Origin of the sequence: Ectothiorhodospira lacustris (assembly GCF_022227845.1) — a bacterium.
Classification (GTDB): domain Bacteria; phylum Pseudomonadota; class Gammaproteobacteria; order Ectothiorhodospirales; family Ectothiorhodospiraceae; genus Ectothiorhodospira; species Ectothiorhodospira lacustris.
This window is the reverse complement of record NZ_JAJNQN010000020.1, coordinates 50,197-69,732: the sequence shown is the minus strand read 5'-3', so window position 1 is coordinate 69,732 and position 19,536 is coordinate 50,197. Positions and strand designations below refer to the sequence as shown.

12 protein-coding genes are annotated in these 19,536 nt (G+C 65.3%); 4 read left to right on the top strand and 8 right to left on the bottom strand.

All coding sequences use genetic code 11. The annotated features are described in order from the left end of the window. Nucleotides 1-147: 147 nt before the first annotated feature. A complete protein-coding gene (gene putP, locus LQ956_RS13490) occupies nucleotides 148-1,620 on the bottom strand; it encodes a sodium/proline symporter PutP (RefSeq protein ID WP_430733425.1) in 1,473 nt (490 codons plus the stop codon). 262 nt (nucleotides 1,621-1,882) lie between these two features. On the opposite strand from putP, the gene putA reads away from it, so the two are divergent. Next, entirely contained in the window at nucleotides 1,883-5,068 is a 3,186-nt protein-coding gene (gene putA, locus LQ956_RS13485) for a bifunctional proline dehydrogenase/L-glutamate gamma-semialdehyde dehydrogenase PutA (protein WP_238622716.1), read from the top strand. 138 nt (nucleotides 5,069-5,206) lie between these two features. Here putA and LQ956_RS13480 read toward each other — a convergent pair whose 3' ends face one another. Then, the gene (locus LQ956_RS13480; protein ID WP_238622717.1) at nucleotides 5,207-5,596 is read right to left on the bottom strand and encodes a hypothetical protein; all 390 of its coding nucleotides are present in this window, start codon (nucleotides 5,594-5,596) and stop codon (nucleotides 5,207-5,209) included. A gap of 199 nt (nucleotides 5,597-5,795) precedes the next feature. Between LQ956_RS13480 and LQ956_RS13475 the strand changes: the two genes are divergently transcribed. Next, a complete protein-coding gene (locus LQ956_RS13475) occupies nucleotides 5,796-9,251 on the top strand; it encodes an EAL domain-containing protein (RefSeq protein ID WP_238630152.1) in 3,456 nt (1,151 codons plus the stop codon). Between the two features lie 45 nt (nucleotides 9,252-9,296). On the opposite strand, the gene LQ956_RS13470 is transcribed toward LQ956_RS13475, so the two are convergent. Next, on the bottom strand, nucleotides 9,297-11,279 hold the full coding sequence (locus LQ956_RS13470; RefSeq protein WP_238622719.1) for an acetoacetate--CoA ligase: 1,983 nt from the start codon (nucleotides 11,277-11,279) through the stop codon (nucleotides 9,297-9,299). A gap of 188 nt (nucleotides 11,280-11,467) precedes the next feature. Here LQ956_RS13470 and LQ956_RS13465 point away from each other — a divergent pair, with 188 nt between their 5' ends. Next, nucleotides 11,468-12,724 (top strand): hypothetical protein, encoded by a 1,257-nt coding sequence (locus tag LQ956_RS13465; protein WP_238630153.1) that lies wholly within the window; start codon nucleotides 11,468-11,470, stop codon nucleotides 12,722-12,724. Between the two features lie 61 nt (nucleotides 12,725-12,785). Next, nucleotides 12,786-13,634 carry a class I SAM-dependent methyltransferase gene (locus LQ956_RS13460; RefSeq protein WP_238630154.1) on the top strand — a complete coding sequence of 283 codons (849 nt, stop codon included), beginning with the start codon at nucleotides 12,786-12,788 and terminating at the stop codon, nucleotides 13,632-13,634. A 7-nt stretch (nucleotides 13,635-13,641) separates the two neighbouring features. On the opposite strand, the gene LQ956_RS13455 is transcribed toward LQ956_RS13460, so the two are convergent. From LQ956_RS13455 to LQ956_RS13435, 5 genes are read right to left on the bottom strand one after another with little or no spacing between them, the layout of a single operon-like run. Continuing rightward, the gene (locus LQ956_RS13455) at nucleotides 13,642-14,550 is read right to left on the bottom strand and encodes a hydroxymethylglutaryl-CoA lyase (protein ID WP_238630155.1); all 909 of its coding nucleotides are present in this window, start codon (nucleotides 14,548-14,550) and stop codon (nucleotides 13,642-13,644) included. Further along, nucleotides 14,547-15,020, bottom strand: a complete 474-nt coding sequence (locus tag LQ956_RS13450) for a MaoC family dehydratase (protein WP_238630156.1) — start codon at nucleotides 15,018-15,020, stop codon at nucleotides 14,547-14,549. The genes LQ956_RS13455 and LQ956_RS13450 overlap by 4 nt, the downstream gene beginning before the upstream one ends. 3 nt (nucleotides 15,021-15,023) lie before the next feature. Then, complete coding sequence (locus LQ956_RS13445; protein WP_238622724.1) at nucleotides 15,024-17,030, bottom strand: acetyl/propionyl/methylcrotonyl-CoA carboxylase subunit alpha; 2,007 nt, start codon at nucleotides 17,028-17,030, stop codon at nucleotides 15,024-15,026. Nucleotides 17,031-17,056: 26 nt separating this feature from the next. Next, on the bottom strand, nucleotides 17,057-17,860 hold the full coding sequence (locus LQ956_RS13440) for an enoyl-CoA hydratase/isomerase family protein (RefSeq protein WP_238622725.1): 804 nt from the start codon (nucleotides 17,858-17,860) through the stop codon (nucleotides 17,057-17,059). A 17-nt stretch (nucleotides 17,861-17,877) separates the two neighbouring features. Then, entirely contained in the window at nucleotides 17,878-19,485 is a 1,608-nt protein-coding gene (locus tag LQ956_RS13435) for a carboxyl transferase domain-containing protein (RefSeq protein ID WP_238622726.1), read from the bottom strand. Nucleotides 19,486-19,536: the final 51 nt, after the last annotated feature.

Genomic DNA, 19,536 nt, shown 5'->3' with positions numbered 1-19,536 from the left:
GGCCCTCCGCCCCGGCCGGCGGCCGGCCTGGGGGGGGGGGGGGGGCCGGGGGGGGGGGGGGGGGCGGGGGGGGGGGGGGGGGGGGGGGGGGCGGCCCCCCCCCCCCCCCCCCCCCCCCCCCCCCCCCGGGTTCGGTCAGGGGCGGCGTCAGCCTTCCCGCTGCGCCCGTTGCACCTCGTCGAACTCCCGTTTCATGTCCTCGGTCGGGCCCTTGCCCACCCGGCTGAACAGGAGGATGGCCAGGGTGGCCAGGATGAAGCCCGGCAGGATCTCGTACATGTCGAACAGGCCGCCCTCGTAACGTTCCCAGATCAGTACCGTGAGCGCGCCGGTGACGATCCCCGCCAGGGCGCCGTTGCGGTTCATGCCGCGCCAGAACACCGACAGGATGATCACCGGCCCGAAGGCCGCGCCAAAGCCCGCCCAGGCATAGGACACCAGATCCAGCACGGCGGCGTCCGGATTCAGCGCCAGCAACGTGGCCAGCACGCCGATGCCCAGCACCGTGCCCCGGCCGATCCAGACCAATTCCGTGTCCGAGGCACCGGGACGGAAGAAGCGCTTGTAGAAGTCCTCGGACAGGGCCGACGAGGACACCAGAAGCTGGGAGTCGATGGTGCTCATGATGGCCGCCAGCACCGCCGCGATCAGGCATCCGGCCACCCAGGGATTGAACAGGGCCTGAATCAGCAGGATGAACACCGTTTCCGGGTTCGTCAGTCCCGCTTCGCCGAAATAGGCAATCCCGGCAAAGCCCGTGAGCATGGCGCCGAACAGGGCCACCACCATCCAGGTGATGCCGATGAAGCGGGCCAGGGGAATGTCGCCGGGACTGCGAATGGCCATGAACCGGGCCAGTACATGGGGTTGCCCGAAGTAACCCAGGCCCCAGGCCATCAGGGAAATGATGCCGAACAGGGTGATGTCGTGAAAGGCATCCAGGGCGCCGGGATTGAGCTGCGCCACCATCTGGCTGGTTTCGGTCCAGCCGCCCAGGTTCATGATGGTGATGACGGGCACCAGGACCAGGGCCACGAACATCAGAATGCCCTGGATGAAGTCGGTCCAGCTCACCGCCAGAAAGCCTCCCAGCAGGGTGTAGACCAGGATCACCGCGGCGCCGATGGCCAGGGCCAGTTCATAATCGATGCCGAAGGTCCCTTCGAACAGGGTACCGGCGGCCACCAGACCGGCGGAGGTGTAGAAGGTGAAGAACACCAGAATCACCAGGGCCGACACCACCCGCAGGGCCGAGGTCTCGTCCCGGAAGCGGTTCTCGAAATAGGCCGGAATGGTGATCGAGTCCCGGGCGGCGGCGGTGAACCGCCGCAGGCGCTCGGCCACGAACTGCCAGTTAAGATAGGCGCCGATGGTCAGCCCGACCGCGATCCAGAGCTGGTTCATGCCGGCCGCATAGACCGCTCCCGGCAGGCCCAGCAGCAGCCAGCCGCTCATGTCCGAGGCCCCGGCCGAGAGGGCGGCCGTGCCTGCGCCCAAGCGCCGTCCACCCAGGATGTAGTCCGACAGGTTACTGGTCACCCGGTAGGCCAGCAGGCCCACCAGGATCATCAGGATCAGATAGACGATGAGGGTCGCCAGCAGGGCGAAGTTGATTTCCACGCTACCGGTCATCACCCGTGCCTCCTCAGGCTGTGGCGCAGCAGGCTGACGAGTGACAGCAGCACCAGCAGGGGCATGGGTACCAGCAGCCAGAACCAGGTGGCGGTGGTCAGGGTTTCTTGCATCACGGACTCCCGTTGAGAAGGACAGGTCAGGATCGTGGAATGATCCTCATGCGAGCGGCTATTCTAAGAAGGACACCCCGTCGGGGCCAACCGCAGCCCCCGGCATGGCGCGCATTTGCAATAGGACAAGAGAAATTATGAGCCGATACGTCTATCCGGACCTCGCCGCACTGTCCATCCAGGACCGTGAGCCCATGATGTCGGCCTGTCGCATGGACGAAGCGGAGGCGATGAAGGCCCTGCTGCCCCGTGCCGAGCTGGAGGCAGAGGCGGCGACCCGGGTGCGCTTCCTGGCCCGGGGGCTGGTGCGGGGCATGATCAAGGCCCAGGAACGACAGTCCGGCATCGGCGCCCTGCTGCATGAATATGACCTCTCATCGGAAGAGGGTATTGCTCTCATGTGCCTGGCCGAGGCCTTGTTGCGAGTACCGGACAAGGCCACCGCGGACCAGTTGATCCAGGACAAGCTCTCCGCCGCCCACTGGGATGCCCACCTGGGTAAGGGCCAGCCCTTTTTCGTCAATGTCGCCACCTGGGGGCTATGGATCAGTGAACGCATCATCGATACGGAAGACCGCCGCCACTGGCTGGGGGGGGCGGTTCACCGTCTGCTGGCGCGGGCCGGTGCCCCGTTGGTCCGCTCCGCGGTGCGTCGTGCCATGGTCATGCTGGGGGATGCCTTCGTGTTGGGACGCACCATCGACGAGGCGATGAAACGGGCGCGTCCCCAGGAGCAGGCGGGTTACTGCTATTCCTATGACATGCTCGGGGAGTCGGCCCGCACCGAGGAGGATGCCCGGCGTTACTTCGAGGCCTATCGGCATGCCGTTCATCGCATCGGTGATGGGGTGGATCTGCGCGTACCGTTGCGGGAGCGGCCGGGCATTTCGGTGAAACTCTCCGCCCTGGATGCCCGCTATGAGCCCGGCCATGAAAGCCGCCTGCAGGGTCGGCTCATGCCGCGCATCCTGGAACTGTGCCGGCTGGCACGGGATCAGGGCATCCCGCTTTGCATCGATGCCGAGGAATCCTGGCGCCTGGACCTATCTCTGGACGTGATGGAGATCCTGATCGCTGATTCGGATCTCAATGCCTGGGACGGCCTGGGTATGGCCGTACAGGCCTATCAGAAACGGGCCTGGGCTCAGCTGGGTTGGCTGGAGCAGCAGGCCGCCCGGCATCGCCGTATCGTCATGGTACGCTTGGTGAAGGGGGCCTACTGGGACACGGAGATCAAGGACAGCCAGCAGCAGGGATTGTCCGATTACCCGGTATTTACCCGCAAGGCGGCCACCGACGTGTCCTACCTGGCCTGTGCCCGCCGCCTGCTCCATGACAGCCCGCATCTCTACCCCCAGTTCGCCACCCACAATGCCCAGACGGTGGCGGCGGTGATGGAAATGGCCGGCAACAAGGCCTATGAATTTCAGCGCCTCCATGGCATGGGGGAGGGGCTTTACGGGCAACTGGTGGAGCGGTCCGATTCGGGCCGCCTCCATTGCCGGATCTATGCCCCAGTGGGCAGTCACGAGACCCTGCTGCCCTACCTGGTGCGCCGCATGCTGGAAAACGGGGCCAATACCTCCTTTGTCCATCGTCTGCACGAGGAACACCTGGAGCAGCTCATCACCGATCCGGTAACGACCCTCAAGGGCTACAGTACCTGGCGCCACCCCCGCATCCCGCTGCCCGCCGCCCTTTACGCCCCCGCCAGGCGCAACAGCCGCGGCCTGGACTTCGCCCATCGCAAGACCCTGCACCAGCTGGCGGCAGACATGAACAGGATCGGGGCGCGTGCCCCCTGGAACGGCGGTCCCGTCTGCCGCGGGCGGCTCCGGACCGGCCACGGGCAAGGGGTATACGCACCCTCCGACCGCGGGCGGGAAATCGGTCGTATCACCTTTGCCAATGACGAGGACCTGGAGACGGCCCTGGCGGCCGCTCACCAGGCCTGGACGGCCTGGGATGAACGCCCGCCGGCCCAGCGGGCGGCGATCCTGGACCAAGTGGCCGACCTGCTGGAGCAGCACACGACGGAGCTCATGGTCCTGTGCGTGGAAGAGACGGGCAAGACCCTGCGGGACGCCCAGGCCGAGGTGCGCGAGGCGGTGGATTTCTGTCGCTATTATGCCGCCCAGGTCCGGGAGCGGTTCATACGGCCCCTGTCCCTGCCAGGGATCACCGGGGAGTGCAATGAGCTCACCCTGCGGGGCCGAGGGGTGTTTCTGTGCATCAGCCCCTGGAATTTCCCGCTGGCCATCTTCACCGGCCAGGTGACGGCCGCCCTGGGGGCGGGCAATGCGGTGATCGCCAAGCCCGCGGAACAGGCCGGCCTGGTGGCGGTACGGGCCACCCAGCTCATGCACCAGGCCGGTGTCCCCTCCGCAGTCCTGCACTGTCTGCCCGGCCGGGGAGAGGAGATTGGTCCCAAACTGGTGGCTGATGCGCGTATCAGCGGTGTAGCCTTCACCGGCTCCACCGCGACCGCCCGCCTGATTCACCGGGGGTTGGCCGCCCGGGAGGATGGTCCCATCGTGCCCCTGATCGCGGAAACCGGCGGCATCAATGCCATGGTGGTGGACGCTACCGCTCTGCATGAACAGGTGGTCATGGATATCCTGCGCTCGGCGTTCTTCAGCGCCGGCCAGCGCTGTTCGGCGCTGCGGGTGCTGTGTGTCCAGGAATCGGTGGCGGATGCCTTGCTGGAGATGCTCCAGGGGGCCATGGATACTCTGGTGGTGGGAGACCCTCACTGGCTTTCCACCGATGTGGGGCCGGTGATCGATGACCGGGCACTGGCGGCCCTGCAGGCCCATGATGAGGAGATGAGGCGCAAGGATCGCCTGCTCCACCGTGCCCACCTGTCGGGCGGCTGCGAGCGGGGCAGTTTCATGCTCCCGAGCCTGTATCAACTGGACCGGCTGGATGAGTTGCCGGGGGAAGTGTTCGGGCCCATGCTGCATGTGCTGCGCTGGCGTACTGGTGAACTGGACGGGTTGATACGGCAGATCAATGCCACCGGGTATGGTCTGACACTGGGGATCCATAGCCGGATCGATGCCGTTGCCCACCAGCTGGCCCGCAAGGTGCGGACAGGCAATGCCTATGTGAACCGGGACATGGTGGGCGCGGTGGTGGGCAGTCAGCCCTTCGGCGGCGAAGGACTGTCAGGGACCGGTTTCAAGGCCGGAGGTCCCCACTACCTGCTGCGTTTTGCCACCGAGCGGGTGCTGACGGTGAACACCGCGGCGGCCGGCGGTAATGCCGTCCTGCTGGTGATGGGGGAGGAGCGAGATACCGGACGCGGCAAGGGGAGAATCTGACCGGCATCAAGTGAGTCGTGCAGTTGCCGTCTGCATCCCCTGTGGGAGTCGGCCTTGCCGGCGAAAGCGGTGTTTCCGGTGGTGCCGCTGTTCGCGGGCAGGCCCGCTCCCACAAGGCAGAGTTCCCGTGAAGCAGTATCAGGAAGAAGTGTTGCTGCCGGAGGCTGAGGTGCTCTTCTTGGCACGGGGACGGCGCGTGCGGGGCCTGGGTTTGGGTGCCGGCGCTTCCTCCTCGTCCTCGTCATCGTCCAGTTCCGCCTCAATCACCCGGCCTCGGGCGGAAGTGCCGGCGCTTCTCTGGGCACCGCTGCTCTCCGCCGGCCAAAAACCGCTGCGGGCACGGTTGATCCAGCCATTGATATGATCTTCGATCATATCCTGGGTATCCTGAGGCAGGTCGCGGAAGATCAGGGTGGCTGCCACCACGATCACGAGTATGCCACCGAGGAAGGTGAGCAATGGCTGGAAGAAGACGATGGCCACGAAGGCCGCCGCAGCGATCAGGATCATACGTGTTCTGGCAGGCATGGTCTCTCCAGGAGTCAATGGGATCAGTCGGATTTCAGGTGTCGACAGCGAGTTTGCCAAAGGTCGGTACCCGAATATAAAAACACTATATAGTGTGCATGAATTGCGGCCCTGTTCCTAGTTTCGGGTGGTTGCACACGCGCCGGCATCCATGCGCTTCTTGACCCCAAGGCCCTGTTCCGCGGCAATGATGATGTCCATGCCCACAAGACGACAGCAAATCGTGGCAGTGATTGTCCTGCCCACGATCCTGGCGTTGGTCCTGATGGGACTGGTGCTGCGCACCACCATGGACGAATGGGCGGTCCAGCGCTGGTCGTCCGATCATGCCGCGCTGGCCACGGGACTGGCCCGATTGATCGACGAGGACATCCAGCGGGCTTCCGCGCTCCTGGAGCTGGCGGCCCAGGCGCCGGAGCTGGGCGAGCTATGGCCTGATCCACTGCCCACCGGTCAATATGCCCATGTGCCGCCATCGGCCCAGGACCAATGGCTGGAGCGGCTGTATCGGCACGGCGGGTTTTCGGTGGTGTTCATCCTCACACCGGAAGGGGACTTTCATCGGCTGTATCCCTGGCCCATCCCCCTGCAACGCAGCAACCTGGCCGACCGGGATTACTTTCGTGATACGGCGCAAACCGGTCGGCAGGTGGTCTCCGACAGCTTTCTGGGGTCCGATGGCTTGCGGGCGGTGACCATCAATACGCCCGTCAAGGGACCCGATGGGCGGATTCGCCTGCATCTGGGCGGGGTGCTGCACCTTCAGCATCTTTCCCAGTTGCTGACGCCGGAAAGGATTGCGCCATTTGCCGTGGCCACGGTGCTGGATCGTCAGGGCCTGCCCATTGCCGATACCCGGTTCGGTTGGCTGGAAGGGGAGTCGCCGCAGCCTCCGGCGGATCATCCTTTCCTGACTCTGTCTCCGTTCACCGATGATCCATCCATGCACCATCGTCCCGATGCCGCGGATTGGCTGCACTTTGAGACCATGCTGGACCTGGGCTGGCAGCTGCATCTGTTTCAGACCAGGGACCATGTGCGCAGGGACATCGCGCCGCAGATTCTGCGCACCACGGCGTTGGCCTCCTTACTGGTGATTCTGCCCAGTCTGGTGGGGTTGGTCATGGCCATGCGCCTGGGGCGGCGCTGGCAAAGGGCGGAGGGGGCCTTGCGTGATGCCAACGCACAGCTCGAATCCAGGGTCATGCAACGAACCGAACAACTGCACCGCTCGGAAGTCCGTTACCGGGCGCTGTATGAATCCACGCCCGATGCGGTGTTCATTCTCCATGACGGCATCGTCGTCGAGTGCAACCCGGCCATGCTGCATCTGTTCGGGGCACGGGAGACGGACCAGATCATCGGCCGGTCCCTGCAAGCCCTCTCCCCCGAATATCAGCCCGACGGAGAGTCCTCCGAGGTGTCGACCCGTTACCGTGTCCATCAGGCGCTGGAGCAGGGGCATGTGGGGTTCGAGTGGACTCATCGTCGGCTGGACGACGGCACCGAGTTTGTGGGGGATGTTCTGCTCAATCGCCTGGAAATCGGCGATCAATCCCTGCTGCAGGCAACGGTCCGGGACATCACCGAGCGCAAGCGCATCGAGGCCCAGCTGATCCTGGCGGCCAGTGTGTTCGAACATGCCCGGGAGGGCATTCTCATCACCGACGGTAACGCCCGTATCATGGATGTGAACCGGATGTTCTGCGACATCACCGGCCATGCCCGGCAGGACGTGATCGGCCTCAATCCCTCCCTGCTCAAGTCCGGCGTACACGATGTGTCCTTTTACCGAAAGATGTGGAATACCCTGACCACTCAGGGCTGCTGGCACGGAGAGATCTGCAATCAACGCAAGGATGGCAGCCTGTTCATGGGGCTGATCACCATCAGCGCCGTGCAGGATGACAAGACGGGGCAGACGAGGAACTATGTCGGTATCTTTTCCGACATTACCCAGCAAAAGGAGAATCAGCGGCGTCTGGAACACCTGGCCCACTATGATCCGGTCACCGACCTGCCCAATCGGGTACTGCTTTCGGACCGACTGCAGCAGTACATGGCCCGCGCCCGCCGTACCGGCGATCCTTTTACGCTGGCCTATATCGATCTGGATGGTTTCAAGAGCATCAATGACCGCTACGGCCATGAATTGGGGGATCACCTGCTGCGTGCAGTGGCCGGTCATATCCAGACTATCATGCGCGAGGGCGATACTCTGGCCCGCCTGGGGGGAGACGAATTTGTCGCCGTGCTGGAAACCGAGGATCTGAATCGTGCCGGACAGCAGCCGCTGATGGATCGTCTGCTGGCGGCCATCGCCAAACCCGTCGCTGTGGACGGCTGCTTGCTCAAGGTGACGGGCAGTGTTGGGCTGACCACCTATCCCCAGGTCGATGAAGTGGATCCGGATCAGCTGATCCGGCAGGCGGATCAGGCCATGTATCAGGCCAAGCTGGCGGGCAAAAACCGGTGCCATGTCTTCGATGCCGAGCAGGACAAGACCCTGCGCGGGCTGCACGAAACCCACGATCGCATTGCCCTTGGCATCATCCGGGACGAGTTCGTACTGTATTACCAGCCCAAGGTGAACATGCGCACCGGTGAGATCCTGGGAGTGGAAGCCCTGGTCCGCTGGCAGCACCCGCAACGAGGGCTGCTGCAACCCTTCGTGTTTCTGTCCGTGATCGAAAATCATCCGCTGGAGGCCCGGCTCGGGCGGTGGGTGCTGGATGCCGCGCTGGTCCAGGTGGAATGCTGGCGGCAACAGGGCATTGAGCTGACGGTGAGCGTCAACGTCTCGCCCTACCATCTGCAGCATCCCGATTTCGTCAAGGACCTGAAGGCGTTGCTGGCGGATCATCCCCAGGCACCCCCCCATCTGCTGGAGCTGGAAGTGCTGGAAACCAGCGCCCTGACGGATATGGGGCACGTCTCCCAGGCGATCGGGGCCTGCGTGGCGCTGGGTATTCAGTTTGCGCTGGACGATTTCGGTACCGGCTATTCATCCCTGACCTATCTCAAGCGGGTGCCGGCGGATGTGGTGAAGATCGACCAGAGTTTCGTGCGCGACATGCTCCACGATACCGATGACCTGGCCATTCTGGAGGGTATCCTCGGTCTGGCCCAGGCATTCAAGCGCACGCCGATCGCTGAAGGTGTGGAATCGGAGGCCCACGGGGAGCTTCTGCTGCAGCTGGGTTGCGAGCTGGGACAGGGATACTGCATCGCCCGACCCATGCCCGCGACCCGGGTGGTCGACTGGATACGCCGGTGGCGGCCACCGTCGGTATGGCGGGCCGCTGTGCCACTGGTGGGAGACCTGCGTCTGGTGGTCTATGCCATGGTGGAGCATCGGGCCTGGATCATGGCGCTGGAAGACATGCTGGAGGGCCACCGTGCCGTGCCGGACCCGGCGGAGCTGGATGTCTGTTTTTTCTGTCGCTGGCTGGATGAAATGGATCCGCGCGGGCCCGAAGCATCGGATACGCCGCTGGCGGCGGCGCGGATCATGCACGATGAGATTCATCGGCTGGCACGGGACATGGTGTCGGCCCCGAACCCGGAGACCTCGCGGGCCACCTATGGGGTCCTGGTGAGAAAGAGCAAAGCCATGCTCTCGCATCTGTCTGCGTTCCTGCGCGGCAATCCCTGAATTCACCATGCAGGCCCCCAACCCGGTGCCGGGGGCCTGTAGAGGCTAGGCCGGCAGCCCCGCCTCCCTGAGTACCTGCGCAATCTGTTCCAGTGACTCCGGATTGGCCAGCGCGCTGGTGTTCTCACTCATGGATGCCTTTTGGAGCATCCTTGCTACCGCCAGTTCCACCTTCTTGCCGCTGCGGGTGTAGGGGATCTGGGGCACGCCCAGGATCCGCGCCGGAACGTGCCGGGGGCTGGCGCTGGAGCGGATACGGGTGCGAATGGTCCGCTCCAGTTCCGCCGTCAGGATCTGGTCCGCGGCCATGACCACGAACAGGATGACCTGCACGTCTCCCTCCTGATCCGGCGCCCCCACCACCAGACTGTCCAGTATTTCCGGGATGGTCTCCACCTGACGGTAGATCTCCGCCGTGCCGATCCGGACCCCGCCGGGGTTGAGGGTGGCATCGGAGCGGCCGTGAATGATGGCGCCGCCGTGGGCGGTGAACTGGATGAAGTCCCCGTGGGCCCAGACACCGGGGAACTGCTCGAAATAGGCGCCCCGGTAACGACTGCCGTCGGGATCGTTCCAGAATCCCACCGGCATGCAGGGCAGGGGCTTGAGGCAGACCAGTTCCCCCCGTTCCGGGCCGGCATCACTGCCGTCCGGGAGAAAGGCATGGGCATCCACTCCCAGTTGCGCGCACTGGATCTCGCCCCGGCGCACCGGCAGCAGGGGGTTGCCGCCCACAAAGCAGCCGCAAATATCCGTGCCGCCGGAGATGGAAGCCAGCATCAAATCCTTCTTGACACCGTGGTAGACCCAGTCGAAGTCCTCTGCCGACAGGGGGGAGCCGGTGGAGAAGATCACCCGCAAGGCGGACAGATCGTGGCTCCTGCCGGGAGTGAGTTCCAGCTTGCGGCAGTTGCCCAGGAATCTGGCGCTGGTGCCGAAGTGGGTGACGCCTTCCTCGGCCACCAGATCCCACAGCCGGTTCATGTCGGGGTGGCCGGGTGAGCCGTCGAACAGCACCAGCCTGGCGCCGGTCAACAGGCCGGAGGCGAGCCAGTTCCACATCATCCAGCCGGTGGTGGTGAAATAGAAAAAACAGTCATCGGGGCCGATGTCCCCGTGCAGCAGCAGTTCCTTGCTGTGATTGAGCAGCATCCCGGCGGCACCGTGCACGATGCATTTGGGCACGCCGGTGGTGCCGGATGAATACAGGATATAGACCGGCTGATCAGACGGTCCCTGCACGAACACCGGCTCGGCGTCGGCATGGACGGCCATGATCTCCTCCCAACTCAGGAAGCGGGCATCCTCCGGATGGCCCAACTCCGACACGATGGGCAGGGAAATCACGCCGGCCAGGGTCGGCAACCCCGCGGCCAGGTCCAGGTTCTGTTGCCTGCGATCAAAGCACTTGCCGTTGTAACGGTAGCCATTGGCGGCCAGGAGCACCTTGGGTTCGATCTGGCCGAAGCGATCCAGGATGGCCGCAGTACCGAAGTCGGGGGAAGCGGAACTCCAGATCGCCCCCATGCCGGTGGCCGCCAGCATCCCCACCAGAGACTCATGGGTATTGGCGACCACGCCGGCAACCCGGTCCCCCGGTTCGACCCCCAGGGATCTCAGGCCTGCCTGCAGGGCGGCCACCCGTGCCAGCAGTCCGGCCCGGCTCAGCCGCAGAGGCGAGCGGGATTCGCTGACCTCGGTGATCGCTTCCCGGTCATCCGGCTGGTCGATGACGTGGCGCAACAGGTTTTCGGCAAAATTCAGCCGTGCCCCCGGAAACCAGCGGGTGCCGGGCATGGCCGGGTGCTCAAGGACGCTCTTGTAAGGTTGGCCGGCGCGGACCCGGGTGAAGCGCCAGATACTCTCCCAGAAGGCCTCCAGGTGTTCCACGGACCAACGATGCAGTTCGGCGTAGTCCGCGAAACGGCCGTAACCTGCCTGAGCGAGCCAGGCCCGGTAGTGGGCCATCCCGCTGTCCTTCAATGCTCGTGTTCCCGGTTGCCAGAGGATTTCAGCCTGAGTCGCCATGATGTCTCTCCGCGGACCTTGTTTGATGGGCGTGCATGGGTTTGCATCAAGATTACCGTTTACGTTAAGGAAAATAAATATTGACGTTAGCGTAAACGTAATCTAGTTTTTAGCCCGTGCCTGGTCTCGGCAGATCGGCGCACCCAGACAAGAAGCACCACCAAAGAGAGCTATGGGAGGAGTCAACGATGGGTATCAGACCCAGCCACCTTGCGTTGGCCGGCCTTTTGGCCGTGCCCGGCGCCCAGGCCGTGGAATACAAGTTCAACGGCGATATCGACGTTCGCGGCTTTGATCGCAGCATGGCCGCCGGCGGCAACCAGAACGGCTTTGAGCAGCGCCTGCGCCTGCGCACGGACATCCGCATCCAGGACGGGGTGAGCGTGCATGCGGGCGTCAACCTGATCAACGACACCTGGCGCGGAGATGCTTCAGGTGATCTGAACGGACTTCAGCAGAGCAAGCCCTTTACCGACGGCCGGGATCACCGCACCGTGACCTTGGATTACGGCTATGTCAGCGTGCCGTTGGGGGAGGGCTGGCAGTTGCGGGCGGGCCGACAGATCGCCAACTGGAACTTCGGCATCACCGTGGCGGACGACCGCCGTGACCGCATCATCCTGCTGGGTCCTGTGGCCGGCGGGGTGACCTTCCTGGTGGGGGCTGACCAGCGCCGCAAGGTGTCCCTGGATGACAACAAGGACGACGGCTACCTGCTCTATACCGGACTGACCGGCAGGAACAGCGGCTGGGCCTGGGGGGCCTTGCTGGGCTACTACCTGGGGGATGATGAGAAGGATGCCACAGGGGACTACGAATCGGATCGGTTCTATAACGTGCGCGGCGGCACCCTGATCTCCCCCTGGGTCCAGGGCAAGGTGGGCGAGGTGGAACTGACGGCCGGTGCCCACTATCTGGGCGGCGGGGATGCCCTGTTCACCAATGACACCTATGCAGGATTTGTGCGCGGCGGTTTTGACGTCACCCCCGCCTTCAAGCTGGAAGGCCAGTACTTCTTTAACCTCAACGGCTCACTGATCGAGCCCGGGTTCGACAGCTTCTCCAGCCTGATTCAAAGCAGTCCCCGCCACGATGCCACGGCCACCCGGATCGACGCCCTGAGCATGACCGGACTGGGCAAGGGAGCCAGGGAGTTTGCGAACGTGCGACAGGATTTCGACCGTCATCTGATCGCGGTCCGGGGCACTTTCAGTCCCCGCGACAGCTGGCAGCTCAAGCTGGCCGCCGGTTGGGTGCAGTATGACGGTCTGGCACGGGATCTGAACCAATCCGAGGACGTGGTGTTCGGTGACATCCAGCTTCACTACAACGTCACCCAGTCCACCCGTCTTTGGGCCACTTACGGCTTTGCCGATACCGCTGATCTGCTGCCCGAGCGGGACAGCGTCAACGCGGTGAGCCTCAATCTGCAGACGCGATTCTGATCGCGAGCCATCCTTCGGGGAGCCGAATGGCTCCCCTTTTTTCGTAACGGATTTGATAGAGATGGACTTGCAACCACCGGACCCTGCCGGCTCCCTTGCCTCACGCTACGCCCCGTCGGGGCTTGAACAGATCCTGCGTCAGGCCCTGATCCAAGTGGGGCTGAACCCGGATCGACTTGCCTGCGATGATGTCGCCGCCATCGACCAACTCCATTTGGGCGGACGGGCGGCCAGCCGACGGCTGGCGGGTCGGGCGGGTTTTTCCCACGCTGAGCGGGTGCTGGATCTGGGCTGCGGCACCGGGGGCGCGACCCGTCTGCTGGCCCATGACCATGGGCTACGGGTCACCGGCCTGGATATCACGCCGGATTTCGTGTCCACCGGCCGGTGGCTCAGTCGCGCCACCGGGCTGGCCGCCAGGACTGATTTTGTTCACGGCGATGCCCAATGCCTGCCCTTTGCCACGGCTACCTTTGATGCGGTCTGGGCACAGCATGTGTTCCTGAACGTGCCGGACCTGCCGCAAGCACTGGATGAGATCGTCCGGGTGCTGCGCCCCGGCGGGCGACTGCTGATCCATGAAGTGGTGGCAGGGTCGGGGGAGGGGGCGTTGCAGTTACCCGTACCCTGGGCGGACCTGCCCCGGCACAGCCATCTGCCGGACCTGGCAACCCTGAAAGTGCGGCTGGAGACGATCGGACTGCGTCCCCTGTTCATGGAGGATATCAGCGAGCAGGCGCTGCAATGGCGCCGCAAGCACACCGGCCGTGAGGCCCGGGGCGAGTCCGGGGCGCTGAACCCGTCATTGATCTTTGGTGAGCGCTTCTTCGTGATGGGTCGCAACGTGATGGAAAACCTGGCCGCCGGTCGGATACGGATCATTCAGGGCGGGTGGGAGCGCGCCGGCTGACCAGTCTTCAGGTATCACAAGGCGCCATGGCCCGGGCCACCCGCGAGTTCACGGGCCGCCCCAACTGTCCGCAGATCCAGTGGGCTGTTTCCACCAGGGCCGCCAGGTCCACGCCGGTGTCGATACCCATGCCGTGCAGCATGTAGACCACGTCTTCGGTGGCCACGTTGCCCGAGGCGCCCCGGGCATAGGGACAGCCCCCCAGGCCCGCCACCGAGGTGTCGATGGTGCGGATGCCCAGTTCCATGACGGCATAGAGATTGGCCAGGGCCTGGCCGTAGGTGTCATGGAAATGGGCCGCCAGTTGTGCCATGGGCACGACCTCGGCCACCCGCTCCACCATGCGCCGGGCCTTGAGGGGCGTACCGGTGCCGATGGTGTCTCCCAGGGAGATCTCATGGCAGCCCATGGCATGAAGTCGTGCCGCTACCCGGGCTACGGCCTCCGGCGGGATCTCGCCTTCGTAGGGACAGCCCAGGGTGCAGGAGACATAGCCCCGTACCGGGATGTCCAGCGCCCTGGCCCGTTCCATCAGCGGGGCAAAACGGTCCAGACTGTCGTCGATGCCGCAGTTGATGTTCTTGCGGGAAAAGCTTTCCGAGGCCGCGGCAAAGACCGCAACGTCCCTGGCGCCCGCGGCCACGGCGGCCTCCAGGCCCTTGAGGTTAGGCGTGAGCACCGGATAGCGCACCCCGGGTCGGGGCGCCAGGACGGTCATGATCTCTCCATGGTCCGCCATCTGGGGCACCCATTTTGGGGAAACGAAGGCGGTGGCCTCGATCCAGGTCAGGCCCGTGTCGGCCAGGCGCTCGATAAGACCCAATTTGACGGCCGTGGGAATGGTGCCCGGTTCGTTCTGCAGACCGTCCCGGGGGCCGACCTCCACCAGACGCACGGAAGATCCGGGCAGGTTCATCCGGCGATCTCCCCGTCGCGGGCGCGCACCAGCACACTGGGCTGGAGTTCGACCACCACTTCGTCATGTTGGTTGATACCGGTCCACTGCACCCGCACCACCCCCCAGCCGGGCCGGGATTCCCGCGGGCGGGCCTCCAGAATCTCCAGGTGCAGCCGGATGCGGTCACCGGGGCGAACCGGCTTGGCGAAGCGGATCCCTTCCACGCCCACGCCGATCTGACCTTCCGCCAGGGGCATGCCGGAGCGCACCGCCAGGGCGGTCATGACGCCGATGGTGTGCCAGCCACTGGCCACCAGACCGCCGAACAGGGTGTGACGGGCGGCCTCCGGGTCCACGTGGTGGGGCTGGGGGTCGAATTCCCGGCCGAAGCGGATGATGTCCGCTTCGGTCATGGTGGTGGCCTCGGTCTCGAAGCACATGCCGGGACTCAGGTCTTCCAGGTAATAGGGGGTCGTGATGTGTGCCATGGCTCATTCTCCCTGGCGAATGGTCAGGAGCTGGGCGCCTTCGGTCACCTGTTCGCCTTCACTGTAGTTCACGCTGTCGACGATGCCGTCGGTGAGGGCGCTGATCTGATACTCCATCTTCATGGCCTCCAGCACCATGAGGGGATCGCCTTCCTGCACCACGTCACCTTCCTTCACATGGACGGCGACCACCAGGCCCGGCATGGGGGCCATCAGGCTGCCTTCCTGGATCTCGTCGTCCATGCCTGCCGCCAGGGGATCATGGATCACCAGGTCACGGGTGTGACCTGCCATGAAGACACTGAGGCGGCGCCCCTCCTGCAGCACCCAGGCATCCTGATGCACGCCGTCCACCTGCATACGCAGGCGACCGTCGGGCTGCAGATGGCCCTGGACCCAGTGTTCGCCATGCCCCAGGTCCAGGCGAAAGCCCGTATCCAGATAATGGGCCGCGACCTTGAGATCCCGGTCCTGAGCCGAGTCGAAAAAATGCAGGGAGCGATGGCTGTCGGTGTTCAGGCGCCAGCCGGTGGTGGCATGCCAGGGAGAGGTGGTATCGCCGGACTGCTGCGCCCGTGCCCGGGCTGCCTGTTCCACCCGCAGCAGCTCATGCAGGGTGGCGGCACAAAGCTGTCCGTCAGTGATCGGTGGTACCGGCGGCAGCAGGTCGGCCCGGTGGATGTCGATGAAGCCGGTATCGATCCGTGCCTCGGCAAAGGCCGGGTGGCGGGCCAGTCGGGACAAAAAACCCACATTGGTGGTGGTGCCGACGACGATGAAGGATTCCAGGGCCGTCGCCAGGCGGCGCAGGGCGGTGGTCCGGTCCTGATCCCAGACCACCAGCTTGGCGATCATGGGGTCATAGTGGACGCTGATCTCGTCACCTTCCTGTACGCCGGTATCGATGCGCACGTGCCGGCTCGGCGGCGGGGTCCGCAGGTGGCCGATGGTGCCGGTGGCGGGCAGGAAGTCCCGGTCTGCGTCCTCGGCATAGATGCGGGCCTCGAAGGCGTGACCCCGGATGGCCAAGTCCGCCTGTTCGCAGGGCAGGGGGTGGCCGGCGGCCACCCGGAGCTGCCAGGCCACCAGGTCCTGACCGGTGATCATCTCGGTGACCGGGTGCTCCACCTGCAGGCGGGTGTTCATTTCCATGAAATAGAATTCGCCGCGACTGTCCATGATGAATTCCACGGTGCCGGCGCCCACGTAGCCGATGGCACGGGCGGCGGCAATGGCCGCCTCGCCCAGCTGGTGCCGACGGTCCTGGTCCAGGCCGGGGGCGGGCGCTTCCTCGATGACCTTCTGATGGCGCCGCTGCACCGAGCAGTCCCGCTCGAACAGGTGGACCACCCGGCCCTGGCTGTCCGCAAAGACCTGGACTTCCACGTGGCGGGGCTGGAGCAGGTACTTTTCCACCAGCACCCGATCATCGCCGAAGGCGGAGCGGGCCTCGCGCCGGGCCGCTTCCAGGGCCTCGCGGAACCGGGCCGGATCATCCACCCGTCGCATCCCCTTGCCGCCGCCACCGGCGGAGGCCTTGATCAGGACCGGATAGCCGATCCGGGCGGCCACGTCGGCCAGCAGGGCGGGGGACTGATCGTCGCCGTGGTACCCCGGTACCAGGGGCACGCCGGCGGCTTCCATGATCGCCTTGGCGGCACTCTTGGAGCCCATGGCCTCGATGGCCCCCACCGGGGGACCGATGAAGACGATGCCGGCCTCGTCGCAGGCGCGGGCAAAATCGGCGTTCTCGGACAAAAACCCATAGCCGGGGTGGATCGCCTGGGCGCCGCTGCGTCGGGCCGCCTCCAGGATGCGGGGGATGTTCAGGTAGCTATCCCGGGCCGGTGCCGGGCCGATGGGCCAGGCCTCGTCGCAGGCCTTGACGTGCATGGCCTCCCGGTCCGCCTCCGAATAGACGGCCACGGTACGAATCCCCAGCTCGCGGCAGGTGCGGGCAATGCGGCAGGCGATCTCGCCCCGGTTGGCAATCAGTATCTTGTGGAACATGCTCGATTCCCTGCGGTTGGGGGCCATCAGGCCGGCTCGGAGGGGCACCAGGCGGGCTGCCGTTTTTCCTGGAAGGCACCCAGGCCCTCCTGGGCTTCCCGACCGGCCCGGATACGTGCGATGCGCCCGGCGGTCTCGGTCACCAGGGCAGCGTCGACGGGGCGATGGCTCACGTCCCGGACCAGGGCCTTGGCGGCGGTCATGGCCTCGGGGCCGTTGCGACGGATCTGGTTCAGGGTCTGGAGGATCTGTGCATCCAGGGCGGCCTCGTCCGCCAGCACCTGATGGATCAGGCCGATGCGCATGGCCTCTTGGGCATCAATGCGCTCGGCGGTGGTGAAGTAGCGCCGCGCCTGACGTGCCCCCATGGCCTCAATCACGTAGGGGGAAATGGTGGCCGGGATCAGGCCCAGGCGGACCTCCGAGAGGCAGAAATGGGCCTGCTCCGTGGCCAGGGCCAGGTCGCAGGCGGCCACCAGGCCCACGCCGCCGCCCAGGGCGGCACCATGGACCCGGGCGATGGTGGGCTGGTTCAGGCGATAGAGGGTGTCCATGAGTTCCCCCAGGGCCTGTGCATCTGCCAGGTTTTCCGCCTCGGTGTAGCCGGCCATGCGCTTCATCCAGCCGATGTCGGCGCCGGCGGAAAAGCTCTTGCCGGCGCCTGCCAGCACCAGGGCGCGTACCGCCGGCGTCGCCGACACCCGGCGCAGGGTCTCGGTGAGGTGACGGATCAGGGCGTCATCGAAGGCGTTGTGCCGCTCGGGACGGTTGAGGGTGATCCAGGCGATGTCGTCCCGGATCTCGCAGGTCAGGGCTGAGGTGTCGGGCATGAAAGGGCTCCTTGCGACTACATGCGGAACAGGCCAAAGCGGGTCTCGCGGATGGGGGCATTCAAGCTGGCGGAAATGCCCAGTCCCAGCACCATGCGGGTATCCGCCGGATCGATGACGCCGTCATCCCAGAGCCGGGCGGTGGCGTAATAGGGGTGGCCCTGGCGTTCGTACTGCTCGCGGATGGGGGCCTTGAACCGTTCCTCTTCGTCGCTGCTCCAGGTCTCGCCGCGACGCTCCAGGGTGTCCCGCTTCACCTGGGCCATCACGTTGGCCGCCTGCTCGCCCCCCATGACGGAGATGCGGGCATTGGGCCACATCCACAGGAAGCGGGGCGAATAGGCCCGGCCGCACATGCCGTAGTTGCCGGCGCCGAAACTGCCGCCGATCAGGACGGTGAACTTGGGCACTTGGGCGCAGGCCACGGCGGTGACCATCTTGGCGCCATCCTTGGCGATGCCGCCGGACTCGTACTTGCGCCCCACCATGAAGCCGGTGATGTTCTGCAGGAATACCAGGGGAATGCCCCGCTGGCTGCATAGCTCGATGAAATGGGCGCCCTTGAGGGCCGATTCGGAGAACAGCACCCCGTTGTTGGCGATGATGCCCACCGGGTAGCCATGGATGCGGGCAAAGCCGCAGACCAGGGTAGTGCCGTAGAGGGCCTTGAATTCGTCCAGCTCGGAACCGTCGACGATGCGGGCGATCACCTCGCGCACGTCGTAGGGCTTGCGGCTGTCGGCGGGGATGATGCCGCCGATCTCGGCCGGGTCGTACAGGGGCGGGCGACTGGGGCGAATGTCCAACTCCACCCGCTTGCAGCGATTGAGGCGACCGACGCTGCGCCGCGCCAGCCCCAGGGCGTGGGCATCGTTGAGGGCGTAATGGTCCGTGACCCCGGAGACGCGGGAATGTACATCGGCCCCGCCCAGTTCCTCGGCGCTGACCACCTCCCCGGTGGCCGCCTTCACCAGCGGCGGCCCGGCCAGGAAGATGGTGCCCTGTTCCTTGACGATGATGCTTTCCTCGGCCATGGCGGGCACATAGGCGCCGCCGGCGGTACAGGAACCCATCACCACCGCGATCTGGGGAATGCCCTGGGAGGACATCACGGCCTGGTTGTAGAAGATACGGCCGAAGTGATCCCGGTCCGGAAAGACCTCGTCCTGGCTGGGCAGGTTGGCGCCGCCGGAGTCCACCAGATAGATGCAGGGCAGCCGGTTCTGCCGGGCGATCTCCTGGGCCCGCAGGTGCTTCTTCAAGGTCATGGGGTAATAGGTGCCGCCCTTCACCGTGGCGTCATTGGCCACGATCATGCACTCCTGGCCGCAGACCCGCCCGATGCCGGCGATGATGCCGGCGGACGGCACTTCATCGTCGTACATCCCCAGAGCCGCCAGTTGGGACAGTTCCAGGAACGGGGAGCCCGGGTCCAGCAGGACCTGGATGCGTTCCCGAGGCAGCAGCTTGCCCCGGGACAGATGCCGGTCCCGGGCCCGTTCGCTGCCCCCCTGGGTGATGCGGGCCACCCGGGACCGCAGATCTTCCACCAGGGCGCCCATGGCGGCCCGGTTGGCGGCAAACTCCCCGGATCGGGTGTCGATCTTGCTCTTGATGACGTTCATGGTGGTCCCTGACTCCCCTGTGCTGGCATCCCCGACAGTGACCCGGCTGAA